This window comes from Phytobacter sp. (genome assembly GCF_059074235.1).
In genome coordinates, this window is record NZ_JCACPZ010000005.1 from 53,168 (window position 1) to 67,187 (window position 14,020).

Genomic DNA, 14,020 nt, shown 5'->3' on the forward strand with positions numbered 1-14,020 from the left:
CCTTTTGTGCTTAAGAAGAAACGGAATGTTGTTGCGCGGGTTTTCCTGAATGCCATTTGCGGGTCAGTGACTTTTCGACCTCAACAATCAGGAACATGACAAAGCCAATTGCGAACGTCATGCCCCAGTAGCGCAGTGGCAATGCTTCAGTACCAAACAGCATCTGCATGAAAGGCGCATAGATTATCAGCATTTGCAGGACGAGCAGAACCGCACTGACTATCCAGATCCCTTTGTTACGCAACAGCCCTCTGTTCAGAGAAAAACTCTCCGTCACGCGGCAGTTAATCATGTAGAACCATTGTGCGGTGACCAGCATCTGCAGCAGGACCGTACGAATAAACTCCGGTGAATATCCATAAGGTTGCAGCCAGGCTTCGAGGGCAAAGGCACTGCACGCAATCATCGAGCCAACAAAGATAACGCGCCAGATAGCAAAACCGTCCATCACGTGCATACCGGGCTTACGCGGTGGACGGTTCATGATGTTTTTCTCACCCGCTTCGAACGCCAGCCCAAATGACAGAGTTGCCGAGGTCGCCATATTCATCCACAAAATCAGCACCGGGGTCAGAGGCATCAAATTACCGGCAAGCAGCGCGATGATAATCAGCATCCCCTGCGCCAGGTTGGTTGGCATAATAAACAGGATGGTCTTCTTGAGGTTATCGTAAACCCGGCGGCCTTCGCGAACGGCACTGGCGATGGTGGCGAAATTATCATTCGTCAGGACCATGTCGGCGGCTTCCTTGGTTACTTCCGTCCCTTTGATGCCCATCGCAATACCGACGTCGGCCTGTCGCAAAGCGGGCGCATCGTTCACCCCATCCCCGGTCATTCCGACGACATCGTTTTTCTTCTGCAATGCCTGCACCAGACGAAGCTTATCTTCCGGGCTGGTGCGCGCAAAAATGTCAAACCGCTGTGCTGCTTCACCGAGTTGAGCATCATCCATCAACCCCAGTTCCCGACCGGTAATCGCGCTTTGGGTATGGCGAATGCCAAGCAGTTTGCCGATGCTCATGGCGGTTTGTGGATGGTCACCGGTGATCATCTTCACGCGGATCCCGGCCTGCAGACAATCACGGATAGCGGCAACAGCCTCTGGTCGTGGCGGGTCCATCATGCCGGCAATGCCCAGCAGAATCGTCCCTTCCTGGAAATCGTCGTGGCACAGTGTTTTTTGCCCTTTTCTCCCTGGCTTCCATGCCGCGGCGACCATGCGAAGCCCTTTCTTCGCGTACTCTTCAATTTTTGTATCCCAGTAAGCCTGATCGATCGGCTCCAGCCCGTGGTCGGTTTGTTGATACTGGCAGAGCCTGAACAACACATCAGGCGCGCCGGTGAGGAAAATCACCTCTTCGCCAGCCAGACGATAGAGCGCTGACATGTACTTGTGTTGCGAATCAAACGGGATCGTGCTCAGAAATTCCGTTTCTGTTTCAGGCAATTCCACTTTTTTGGCCAGTGTTTTAAGCGCACCTTCCGTTGGATTCCCGGCAATGCGCCACAACTGATTTTCATCCTGAAAAAGTTGGCTGTCATTGCAAAGGTCAATCGCTCTGAAATAGCGCTCAAGCAGTGACCCACCTGCAATGGCGATCGGTGATGACGGATTCTGCTCATAGATCCTGCCAACTGGCTCATAACTGTTTCCTTCTACCTGTAAGGTTTTGTCGGCAGTGATAATTGTCTGAACGGTCATTTCATTCATCGTCAGGGTGCCGGTTTTATCAGAGCAGATAACCGTCATTGCACCGAGCGTTTCTACCGTAGGAAGTTTGCGAATAATGGCTTTGTGCTGCGCCATCTTTTGCACACCCAGTGACAGGATAATAGAGATAATCGCGGGCAAACCTTCCGGCACCGACGCGACGGCAAGACTGATCAGCGAAAGCAATAATTCTGAGACGGGCAAGTCCCGGAACATAAAACTGAAAGCGAATAAGGCCGCCATCATGATCATAATAAGCATGAAGATGGCTTTGCCTAGCTGATCCATTTGGATCATCAGTGGGGTACGGTGTGTTTCAATATCTGACATCATCTTATTGATGTGTCCGAGCTCGGTTTCACTCCCCGTTGCAACAACGACGCCCCTCCCGGCCCCCGCGCTGACCGTGGTTCCTGAATAGAGCATATTCAGGCGATCGCCCAACGGTAATTCCCCCGCTAACGCCTGGGCATGCTTTTCGACAACAGTCGACTCGCCCGTGAGAATAGATTCTTCAACCTGCAGGTTATGGGATTCAATTACTCTGAGGTCGGCAGGAATACGGTCACCAGCGCGAATAATAACAATATCACCCGGCACCAGCGCAGTGGTGGCAACCGTTTCGTGATGCGCATTACGAACCACAATCGCCTCGCTGGAGAGCATATTGCGAATGCTTTGCAGGGATTTTTCCGCCTTACTTTCCTGTATATGCCCAATCATGGCATTGATGACGGCCACGCCCAGAATGACCAGAGTATCGACCCAATGACCCATCGTGGTTGTCAGGACAGCAGCGCCCAGCAATACGTAAATAAGCACATCATTAAAATGCAGTAAAAAACGCAGCCACGCGGGTTTTCCGGCTTTTTGCGGTAAGGCGTTCTCGCCATATTCACGTAACCGATTTTCGGCTTCGGTTCGGTTCAGCCCATCTGTTGTGCTATTTGTTTTCGCCAGTACGTCTTCAACATTGTACTGATAAAATAAGACATCCGGTTTTTTTGAACTCATGGTTCGCTCCTTAAACCCCGCTTAAAAATAATGCGCAGCTGCTAATATAAAAAATTCCCATTGAGCATCAACTCAATATTCGGATAAGTTTTCAAAAAATGATGGCATTAATTTAACACCCGGTAATGAAACAATTCGTAATGTTTTGAAAAGATAATAAATGATAGTTTTTTTTAACTACATTAATTGGTATTAATAGCTTTAATTGCGGTAAAAACAGGAAATAACCGCATTTCATTGATATCGATCAATGAATCACTGAATCTCATTACTATTATTTAATTAAGCGATAATTCATCGAATAAATACTGGAGGCAGGAGTAAACCCATGGAGGAATTATGTTCGGTTTAAAAATTTACCATCTGGCATTACTGGTTGTTATTGCTATTGCAAGTTGTACAGCAATAGGTTTCTTAACCTACACAACCGTATTATTGATCACCCAATAATTACGTGCTTTACGATTAATATTCATGCCTCGACATCACTACCCATAGTGGGTTATTTATAAAGCATTCCGGTTTGACGTCTCCCGCGGGAGACGTTTGAGTCTCGAATGAATTTCTGAATAAAAAAACGCCATCTCACCCAGGCAATCCCCTGCTCACTTCTTCATTACGACAAACCGTGCCCACCACGCCGAACCTGCTTGTAAACAAAAACACACATATAAGTTAAATCTCATGCATTAAATTTAACTTTAATTCCGCATGCGGAATTTATATTAATGATTGAATTACGAAACTATTCAAAAAAATAAAAACAAGAACGTAAAGAACAGTCAGCATTAAAATGATTCAAAATGTTACCAGGAAACTCAAATACCAATAGAAAATGTGATCCACTTCAAAAATTTTACCCCATTCGAGGTAAACGCGAAAAACACGCCCTTTTGTTCATGCATATGCACATTGTTACGGCGCTTGCAGGGTTTTATCTTTAACACATTGCACGAGTGCTCAGCAGAGCAAATGAACAAGTTTCAGCCGAAGGAAAAATAAAAAATAGGTTTCAGCTCGTAATATTTTTTTAGATTTCGAATATTTTAATAACTTCGAGGTGGTTCTTCATGAGTCAAGTCAATAATCTTGAGGGCGTTGCCTACGCCAAAAAAACGAATATCAGGTGGCACATTGTCATTATGTTATTCATCGTCACTGCCGTAAACGTAGGTGACCGTACTACGCTTGCTATCGCCGGGAAAGATATGTCTTCTGCGTTGGGGATTGACCCCGGTCAGATGGGATGGATCTTCTCTGCTTTTGCCTGGGCCTACTGTATTGCGCAGATCCCTGGCGGCTGGTTACTCGACCGTTTTGGTTCTAAAAAAATCTATCTCTGGAGCCTGAGCCTCTGGTCCATCTTCACGTTACTGCAGGGTTTTGTTGCCGTCTTTGACGGTTACGGTGCCCTCATCAGTCTTGCCGTTCTGTTGTTCTTGGTCGGTCTGGCCGAAGCCCCTTCAATGCCTGGTAACAGCCGCTTTATTGCCGCCTGGTTCCCGTCTAAAGAACGTGCAACGGCAGCGGCTATCTTTAACTCAGCTCAATACTTTGCCACCGTCATTTTTGCGCCAATTATGGGTTGGCTGACCATGTCGATGGGCTGGGAATCCATTTTCATCTTCATGGGGATCCTGGGCCTGTTAGTCACGTTGGTCGCGGCTAAAGTGATTCATAATCCGTTATCGCACCCGAAAGCTAATGCAGCGGAAATTGATTACATCCGTGAAGGCGGCGCGCTGGTCGATATGGACCAGAACAATACGAAAAAGGCACCTGTTAAAAACAAAGGTGCGTTGAAACAGTTGATGAGTAACCGCATGCTGTTGGGTATTTATCTGGGCCAGTACTGCATCACGGTTATCACCTATTTCTTTATTACCTGGTTCCCACTGTATCTGGCGATGGAAAAGCACCTCGATATCAAAACCGTGGGCTTTATTGCCGCGATCCCCGCGATTTGTGGTTTCCTTGGTGGCCTGTTAGGTGGCGTACTGTCTGACCGTATTCTGAAAATGACCAAGTCACTCTCCATCGCCCGTAAGACACCGATTGTCTTCGGCATGCTGATGTCCATGATGATGATCTTCTGTAACTACGTCGATTCCATCTATATGGTCGTGTTCTTTATGGCGCTAGCGTTCCTGGGTAAAGGTATTGGCGCACTGGGTTGGGCGGTCATGTCTGACGTCGCACCGAAAGAGATGGCGGGAACGGCCGGTGGCATTTTCAACCTGTGCGGTAACATATCCGGGATTGTTTCCCCGGTAGTGATTGGCTACATCGTGAAAGCAACCGGGCACTTTGAATGGGCGCTGGTGTATGTATCACTGCATGCGCTGATCGCTATCTTCAGCTACCTGGTGATTGTTGGCCCGATCAAACGTATCGAAATCAAAAAAGCCGCGACTGAAGCAGAAATGTTGGGTTAATTTCCGCTGAGATGTGAAAAAGGACAGGCCATGTGTCTGTCCTTTTTGTTTTAACGCTTACTCCGCAATGACCACCACTACGCCAGCCTCTTTTAATGCATGTTCCAGCCCCGGTTCAATACCCTCTTCAACCACCATCGTACTCGCCAGTGAAAGCTCGCCAATTACAAAGGGTGACGCTGCATTAACTTTCTCCGCAGAGACCAACACAATGGTTTCAGCCGCCCGCCGTGAGAATGCCCGCTTAACAGACGCCTCTTCATAGTCGCCCGTCGTTAGCCCCGCCAGAGGATGAACGCCGGTGACGCCCATGAAAAAAAGATCTGCCTGAATCGCCGCGATACCCTCAATAGCCGCTGTTCCGGTCGTGACGACCGAGTGTTTGAACAGTTTTCCACCTATCAGAATCACCTCAATCAACGGATGTTCCACCAGCGCCAGCGCGATACCCGGGCTGTGGGTTACCACCGTGATGTCCAGATCACGAGGAAGGTAATTCACCAGCTCCGCCGTCGTCGTTCCGCCATCAACAATCACCACCTGGCCTGAGGAAATCAGTTCCGCCCCCTTTTTCGCCACGTACTTTTTGGAGTCAATGTTGAGCGCCTGACGTTCGGCAAAGGTCGCAGTCGCCCCCGACGCAGGCAACGCGCCGCCGTGCACCCGCTGTAACTCGCCGCTTGCGGCCAGTTCGCGCAAATCACGGCGAATGGTGTCCTCCGACACATCAAACTGCGTACTGAGATCCTTTGACAGCACCTGACCCTGACGGGCGAGCTGTTCGAGAATAAGGCGTTTACGTTGACTGGTGAGCATTGAGGATTTCCTGTTTTTGCACGGTTTATCTTGATCATGCACGAAATTGCCGTTTATGATGTTTACTCTACGTATGGAGGAGCGATCGTGCAATCAAAACGTGCAGAAGTACGCATTGTGGACAGTAAAGTGTTATCCGACGATTGGTATACGTTAAAGAAATACACCTTTGACCTGCGCAGGCAGGATGGAGAGTGGCAGCGGCAAAACCGTGAGGTTTACGACAGAGGCAACGGTGCAACCATTCTGCTCTACAACCGGGCAAAGCGGAGCGTCATTCTGACCCGCCAGTTCCGCTTTCCGGTCTTTGTGAACGGTCACGAAAGCAACCTGATTGAAGCAGCAGCCGGACTGCTGGATAACATGGATCCTGAAAATCGCATCAAAGCCGAAGCCGAAGAAGAGACCGGTTATCGCGTTGAGAATGTGCAGAAGGTGTTTGAAGCCTATATGAGCCCCGGCTCCGTCACGGAGAAACTCTACTTCTACATTGCGCAATATCATCCGGACGACAAAGTCGGCGTGGGTGGCGGCCTGGAAGATGAAGGGGAAGACATTGAAGTTCTGGAGATGACCATTGAAGAAGCGCTGGCTGGCATTGAAAGCGGGCTGATCGTCGATGGCAAAACCATCATGCTGCTTTACCACGTCGCATTGAGAGGTATTTTCTGATTCACCTTTCGTCACAGATATCCGCTATATGCGGATATCTGCTTCCCTCTGCTTTTAGCGCAAAACGGAACGCGCGATACGGGTATAGGTATGGCGAACCCCACGGATCGCCACGCTGTAGGCAAAGATATTCTCCGGTAACGCTATTCCCATAAATCCGGTATCACCGATGTGATGTAAATCAGCCCCGGCCATTTTGCTCATTAAGGCAATCTGACGAATGGTATTTACATCTGCGCCTTCCTGAGACGTGCCAATCGCCGTCATCGCCAGGCTCCCGTTAGCGTGGGCAACCTCGATGAGCGATGCCACTTTTTGCTGGCTCATGCCTGGAACCGTCCCTGGCGCCGGAACCAGCACCACATCTGCGCCCTGCTCAGCAAACCAGGCCACGTCCTCTTCGGTGATAATGGCACTGCCGCTCTCGCGCACAATACCCGCCCCGTGCATTTTTCCGGAAATCAGCACCGCCCTGTCACCAATCGCATCGCGGATAGTTTTCAACGCCAGGCCAAGTGCCCGGTTGCTGACGCCGTTATTGGGATTCCCGGTCAGCACAATGATTTTTGCCCCCATTTCGACCACCTTACGGGCATTTTCCGCCGTAGCGGCCCGTCCGGCAGTCATCGCCCATATTTCATCGTGGGTGGCGGCGAAATCAGGATCGACGGCCTCCAGGTTGACGCCGATTATGCGTCCGGTCAGCCGTGCCAGCGTTTTTAACACGTCATCGGGTTGTGTACCCGTTGGCAGTCCCTGAATGTGCGGATTCTGCGTATCGAACATGTTGATCAGCAGAATATCGGCCCCCTGAGACGCCGCCAGCTCTGCATTGCTCACGTTATTGAGCAAAGGCTGCGTCACCGCGATAGTTTCACTCACCAGCACGCGCCCTTCACTGGCGCGAATGGCATACAGTAATGCCGTTTTATCCAGCTGTACCAGGTCAGATGCTGCGCAATCCAGTAATCGTTTTTGTGCCATTTTAGCCACTCTCTTAATGTGTACCATTTAGATACCATTAATATACATTAGATGAATGTAGCGGTTAAATCCTATTCACGCATGGTTATTTTGCGATCTATCGCGCATTTCATAGGCAAAATAGCGGTGACGACGGGTGACAGAATGGATGCAGTGGATAACAATTGGTTCACTCACATATGAACCAATTGCTGGTAAAACACCCCATGACGCTGCCTCCCTCGTCTCTTTTTTCACTCGATACCACCAGTGGATTGCCGCTCTATATGCAACTGGTGAATGTCATTAAATCGGCCATCACGCGGGGTGAACTCCGCCCTGGCGATGTGCTCCCTTCCGAGCGGGAACTGGTGGAGCAACTGGCGATTGCCAGGGGAACGGTGCGCAAAGCGTTTCAACAGCTTCTGGAAGACGGCATTTTGCTGCGCAACCAGGGATCGGGGACCTTTGTTGCCCCCCATATCCGCCAGTCCCTGCCGTTACTGGAAAGTTTTAGCGAAATGGCCAGCGCCAGCGGCGGCGAGGGACAAAGTGAACTGGTGGGATTTTCCCGTCGCGCCTCAACGGCACAAGAGCGTGAGATTTTGCAGTTGCACGCGGAGCAAAGCGATGTGGTCGAACTGACGCGGCTGCGTAAAATTAACGGCATTGCCGTTTCGCTACAGACGGCATTGCTACCCGCCCCGCTGCTGGAAAAAATAAGTGAACTGGAAGAATCCCTCTATCTCTGTCTTGAGAAAAAAGGTTCACCGGTATTACGCGCCAGTCAGCGTTTTAGTGCCGTTGCGGCCGACAGTCGGCTGGCACACTATCTGAATATCAAAGAACAGGCCCCCCTGTTACTGGTCACCCGCACCGGTTACAGCCATAACGATAAACCCGTCGAACACACCTGCACCTGGTGTCTGAACGAGTACTACGATTTTACTATTGAGCTGCACCGGCAGGCATAACACCTTGAGCTTTCATCAGGAAAACCGCTAAGATTCGAAACTATTATCAATAATTTATTGAGAATCTATGGACCGCATTAGCGACATCTCTCTGTTTATACGCGTCGTGGATCTCGGCTCTATCAGTGCCGCGGCACGCAGTGAAAACCTCTCCCTGTCAGTGGCAAGCCTGCGATTACAGCGGCTGGAAGAGAGCCTCGGTGTGCGACTTCTCAACCGCACAACCCGTCGCCTTTACCCAACGCCAGAAGGCGAACTGCTGGTTGCCGAGGGGCGCCCGTTGGTCGAAGCGCTACGCACGTTGAGTGAAAACTTAAAGAGCAGCCGTTCAGAAATTAGCGGCACCATCAGAATGACCATGTCGGCCTCTTTTGGTCGGCTGCATATCTCCCCTCTGCTGGCAGAATTCCAGGCATTACACCCGAACATCAATATCGTCGCGCACCTGAGTGATGAAGTGATTGACCTTATACAAGGGGGATACGACCTTGCCATTCGGTTGGGCAGCCTCAAAGACTCGCGTCTGGTGGCAAGACGCATCGCCTCAAACCGGGCGGTGCTGGTAGCGTCACCCGACTATCTGGCACGGCGTGGGGAGCCGCAACACCCGGACGATCTGGTCAACCATGACGGCCTGATTATCACCGGCACTGACGGGAAACGGGATGTCTGGAAATTGCACGGCCCGGATGGAAAGACGCACCGGGTCAAAATTAACAGCAAAGTGGAGAGCAACCTCGGCGAACTGCTCCGGGATGCTGCGATTTACGGGCGGGGGATCTCCTGGCAGTCGGTCTGGCATGTCGCCAGCGATCTCAAAGCCGGCAGGCTGAAAGTAATCCTGCCGGATTACCGCATAGAAGAGACCAGCATTAACGCCGTGACGCCCACCCGCACAATGCAAACGCCGAGGATCCGCGCTTTTGTCGATTTTCTTGCTGAAAAATTTGCCTCCCCTTCCTGGGAGCAGTGAAGATTTCCCCCTCGCGTGATGACAGGGCATTCCCCACGCCCTACAAAAAGTGACACTGTCACATCTCTTTTCCCATAATGGTCTATGATTTTCTTCGTATGCTTGTTGGTCTCAGGCCTGCCTGAGACCTTTTGCCGTCCATTGAGAGTTTGGTGGTATACGAGGGAGTTGAATGGAGTCGAAATCATGCAGTAAACGCTGGGGCGCTGAGTACCAGGATAACGGCGCTGTGCTTTTTCGTGTCTGGGCAACCGGGCAGCAGGCTATGTCACTGCGGCTTTCGGGTCGTGACACTGCCATGCCGCCTGTTGGCGAGGGCTGGTTTGAGCTGCGCGTTGAAGGCATCAAACCCGGAAGTGAATATCAGTTTGTGCTGGCCGACGGAATGGCTATTCCGGACCCGGCTTCACGCGCACAAAAAGCCGACGTGAATGGCCCTTCTCTGGTGGTTGATGCGCAGCAATACCGCTGGCAGCACACCGACTGGCAGGGTCGTCCCTGGGAAGAAACCGTTGTGTATGAACTGCACGTCGGTACGTTTACCCCAGAAGGCACCTTCCAGGCCGCCATCGCTAAACTGCCTTATCTTGCCGAACTGGGTATTACCCAGATTGAACTGATGCCGCTGTCGCAGTTTGCGGGCAACCGGGGATGGGGCTACGACGGCGTGTTGCTCTACGCTCCCCATAGTGCCTACGGTACGCCGGACGATGTGAAAGCCTTTGTGGATGCCGCCCACGGTCATGGGATCTCCGTGGTGCTTGATATCGTGCTTAACCACTTCGGCCCGGAAGGAAACTACCTCTCCCTGCTCTCCCCGGATTTTTTTGATGCTACACGCCCGACGCCCTGGGGCGCTGGCATTGCGTATGACGTTGACGCTGCACGGCACTACATTGCCGACGCGCCGCTCTACTGGCTGAAAGAGTTTCATCTTGATGGCCTGCGCTTCGATGCTATCGACCAGATTAAAGATGCGACCAATCCGCACATCCTGACTGAGATTGCACAGCGTATTCGGGCGGAAATCACCTCAAGACCGGTTCATCTCACCACCGAAGATTGCCGCAATATCATCTCCCTGCATCCGCGCAATGAAGACGGTGCTGTTCCTTTGTTTACCGGCGAATGGAATGATGATTTCCACAACGCCGTGCATGTCTTCGCCACCGGTGAAACCCACGCCTATTACCAGGATTTTGCCGACACCCCGGAAAGACTGATCGCACGCACACTTGCCGAAGGTTTTGCTTACCAGGGCGAGGTCTCCCCGCAGAGTGGCGAAAAACGCGGTGTCGACAGTAGGAACCAGCCGCCAGTGGCCTTTGTTGATTTTATTCAGAATCACGATCAGATAGGCAACCGTGCTCTGGGCGAAAGACTGCTGACGCTGGCAGGCGCGGAACGTACCCAGGTCCTGTATGCGGCTCTACTGCTCTCACCACATATTCCGTTACTGTTTATGGGCGAAGAGTATGGAGAAACCCATCCTTTCCTTTTCTTTACCGATTTTCATGGCGTTCTGGCGAAAGCCGTGCGTGAAGGACGCGCGAAAGAGTTTGAGGGGCATTCAGGTTATGAAGGCACCGACGTGCCTGACCCGAACGCACTCAGCACCTTTACCGCCTCCAGACTCAACTGGGCCGCACAGGAGACACCCGAAGGTAAAGCCTGGCTGGCACTCAGCCATAAACTGCTCGCGTTACGTCAACAACATATCGTTCCTCTGCTGGCGACGGCCAAAGGCCACTCCGGCAAGATCGTGCAAACCGCCCCTGGTTTTTTTGCCGTTGCCTGGGCTTTTCCCAAAGGCACACTGTCACTGGCAGTGAACATCAGCGAACAAACGCATTCTGCCGCCATGCTTCCTGGAGAAACCCTGTTCGCCCTGCCCGGAACGGGTCATGAGTTGCCCCCCCATTCAGTGGTTGTCCGTCTTGCGCCAGGAGATGCACCATGAGTATTCCAACAGCGACTTACCGTCTGCAGTTTCGTAACGGCATGACGTTCGACCGTGCCGTCACGCTGGTGCCCTATCTGAAAAAACTGGGCATCAGCCATTTGTATGCCTCACCCATTTTCACCGCCACCACGGATTCAACGCATGGCTATGATGTCACGGATGCCAATGAAATCGATCCGGCGATGGGTGGTCGCGAAGGGTTTGATCGCCTGAGCCATGCCTTAAAAGAGGCCGGGCTGGGGCTTATCCTGGACATTGTGCCTAACCATATGGCGGCATCACTGGAAAATGGATGGTGGCGCGATGTGATTGAGCACGGTGAACAGAGCCGTTACGCGAACCACTTTGATATCGACTGGTCGCGGCCCCTTACTCTGCCATTTTTAGGCGATACGTTTGAAAATGTACTGGACAGTGGCGACATCAGCGTCAAATCCGATCCCGAAAGCGGGAAGTTGTCCCTCGCCTATTTTGACAGTTTTTACCCGCTCGCGCCGGGTACAACCGAAGGGCTGACACTCACCGATAAAACCGCGATTGCCGAGCTTCACGAACGCCAGCCCTGGCGACTCATCTGCTGGCGCAATGCGCCGTTCGAGCTCTCTTACCGTCGCTTCTTCGAGATAACGGGCCTGGTCGGGATGCGGGTGGAAGATAAAACCGTGTTCACGGATACCCACCGTCTGATTATGGAGCTGGTCCATTCGGGGGCAGTGGACGGGTTGCGCGTCGATCACGTTGACGGACTTGCCGATCCGAAAGGGTATCTGGAGCAATTACGTCAGCATGCCGGGTCAGCGTGTTACATCACCGTGGAGAAGATCCTCGGCGAAGGCGAGAAGATTCCGGCTGACTGGCCCATATCCGGCACCACTGGTTATGAATTTATCGCTTCACTCTCTGATGCGCTGGTGGATAGTGAAAACACCGGCACGCTATTCAGCCTCTATGAGGAGGTGCTCGACCGGTCGGTGGACATGGAAAGCGAGCTGCGCAAAGCCAAACTACTGATGGTGGATCGTAATTTTGAGGGCGAGTTTTCTCGTCTGCTCTCACTGAGCACTACGATCGCCAGTTCTGAGAAAACAAGCGTCAGCGAAACCCCGCTGCGTGCCGTGCTGCGCGAGCTACTGGTAACTTTCCCGGTTTACCGCACCTACGGTACGGCTCAGGGACTGACACCTGACGATCGTGAACGCCTCGAAAAAGTTGCTGAAACCGTCAGGCTCAGCCCCAATGCCCCTCACCCTGAAGCGCTGCAGTTCCTGGTCGATATTCTCGCAGGTGACGTCAGTCACGAAGCTACCGAACAGGCCAGTGAATTCCGTACGCGCTTTCAGCAGCTTACCGGGCCGCTGATGGCAAAATCGGTGGAAGACACGCTGTTTTTCCGTCAGCACATGGATCTGGCGCTCAACGAAGTCGGCGCAGAGCCACTACCGCGCAGTTACTCCATTGAACGTTTCCATCGGGATATGCAGACCCGCCGCCAGCGACAGCCGGATGCCCTCTCCACCACCTCTACCCATGACACTAAGCGCGGCGAAGACACCCGCGCACGGCTCTATACCCTCACCGAAGTCCCTAAACAGTGGGCGGAGAACGTGATCCGCTGGCGTGACATGAACAAATCACAGGTGGTCAGGATTGACGATGGTCTGGCACCCCGCTCCGGCAGCAAATGGATGATTTACCAGGCACTGGCAGGCGTCTGGCCCGTCACCCTGACACCTGAAGACAGCGCGGGTCTGAAAGCGCTGGAAGATCGCTTTTTACCTTATGTTGAAAAGGCCCTGCGCGAAGAGAAGTTGCGCACTAACTGGGATAACACTAACGATGCCTACGAACAGGCTGTACTCGGCTATGTGTCCCACCTGTTTCACGATGCGCGTTTTCTGGCTGATTTTACCCGTTCGCTTCAGCCGTTTATCCGTGCCGGGCTGATGAACAGCCTGACGCAAACCCTTATCAAACTGGCAGCGCCCGGTGTGCCGGACATCTACCAGGGCAGTGAGGCGCTGAACTTCAGTCTTGTGGATCCGGATAACCGCCGCGAGCCGGATTATGCTGCGCTCGCCAGCATGCTGGGCGAGATGAATGCCCCGGTGGTTTTTAATGATGACGATTTACGAAGCGGCAAACTGAAGCAGCATCTGATTGCAAAACTGCTGCATTTGCGTCTACAAAAATCGGCCCTGTTCCAGTTGGGGGAATATTTACCGCTGACGCCGACAGGTGAACATGGCAGGCAGGTTATCGCCTTCGCCCGCTTACACGTTGATGAGGCGCTGATTGTGATTGTGCCGCGTCTGGTTTTGCATGCTGAACACAATTACTGGGAGGCTACAGAAGTGATGCTCCCGGCACAGCTTGCCGGGCGACGATATCAGGACGTCCTGACCGGTGAAACACTCACTCTGACAGACAAAATCGCTCTTGATAATCACACCCCGATGCGGGTGCTAAGCGGTTGATCCGTTTGCCACACACTGATTC

General features: G+C 52.1%; 9 protein-coding genes. 6 read left to right on the plus strand and 3 right to left on the minus strand.

From position 1 onward, the window contains the following. Positions 1 to 10: 10 nt before the first annotated feature. On the minus strand, positions 11 to 2,728 hold the full coding sequence (locus AC5JPW_RS14200) for a cation-transporting P-type ATPase (RefSeq protein WP_494241309.1): 2,718 nt from the start codon (positions 2,726 to 2,728) through the stop codon (positions 11 to 13). A gap of 1,070 nt (positions 2,729 to 3,798) precedes the next feature. Between AC5JPW_RS14200 and AC5JPW_RS14205 the strand changes: the two genes are divergently transcribed. Then, complete coding sequence (locus AC5JPW_RS14205) at positions 3,799 to 5,163, plus strand: MFS transporter (protein ID WP_494241310.1); 1,365 nt, start codon at positions 3,799 to 3,801, stop codon at positions 5,161 to 5,163. Between the two features lie 57 nt (positions 5,164 to 5,220). On the opposite strand, the gene AC5JPW_RS14210 is transcribed toward AC5JPW_RS14205, so the two are convergent. Further along, on the minus strand, positions 5,221 to 5,979 hold the full coding sequence (locus AC5JPW_RS14210) for a DeoR/GlpR family DNA-binding transcription regulator (protein ID WP_494241312.1): 759 nt from the start codon (positions 5,977 to 5,979) through the stop codon (positions 5,221 to 5,223). Between the two features lie 87 nt (positions 5,980 to 6,066). Between AC5JPW_RS14210 and AC5JPW_RS14215 the strand changes: the two genes are divergently transcribed. Continuing rightward, positions 6,067 to 6,651, plus strand: a complete 585-nt coding sequence (locus AC5JPW_RS14215) for a GDP-mannose pyrophosphatase (RefSeq protein WP_494241313.1) — start codon at positions 6,067 to 6,069, stop codon at positions 6,649 to 6,651. 54 nt (positions 6,652 to 6,705) lie between these two features. Here AC5JPW_RS14215 and AC5JPW_RS14220 read toward each other — a convergent pair whose 3' ends face one another. Next, positions 6,706 to 7,635, minus strand: a complete 930-nt coding sequence (locus tag AC5JPW_RS14220; RefSeq protein WP_494241315.1) for a DUF7916 family protein — start codon at positions 7,633 to 7,635, stop codon at positions 6,706 to 6,708. Between the two features lie 206 nt (positions 7,636 to 7,841). Here AC5JPW_RS14220 and AC5JPW_RS14225 point away from each other — a divergent pair, with 206 nt between their 5' ends. From AC5JPW_RS14225 to treY, 4 genes are all read left to right on the plus strand, one after another. Continuing rightward, the gene (locus AC5JPW_RS14225) at positions 7,842 to 8,588 is read left to right on the plus strand and encodes a GntR family transcriptional regulator (RefSeq protein ID WP_494241317.1); all 747 of its coding nucleotides are present in this window, start codon (positions 7,842 to 7,844) and stop codon (positions 8,586 to 8,588) included. A 67-nt stretch (positions 8,589 to 8,655) separates the two neighbouring features. Then, entirely contained in the window at positions 8,656 to 9,561 is a 906-nt protein-coding gene (locus AC5JPW_RS14230) for a LysR family transcriptional regulator (RefSeq protein ID WP_494241319.1), read from the plus strand. A 172-nt stretch (positions 9,562 to 9,733) separates the two neighbouring features. Then, entirely contained in the window at positions 9,734 to 11,521 is a 1,788-nt protein-coding gene (treZ, locus tag AC5JPW_RS14235) for a malto-oligosyltrehalose trehalohydrolase (protein ID WP_494241320.1), read from the plus strand. After that, positions 11,518 to 13,998 (plus strand): malto-oligosyltrehalose synthase, encoded by a 2,481-nt coding sequence (gene treY / locus AC5JPW_RS14240; protein WP_494241321.1) that lies wholly within the window; start codon positions 11,518 to 11,520, stop codon positions 13,996 to 13,998. The genes treZ and treY overlap by 4 nt, the downstream gene beginning before the upstream one ends. The last annotated feature ends 22 nt before the right edge of the window (positions 13,999 to 14,020 follow it).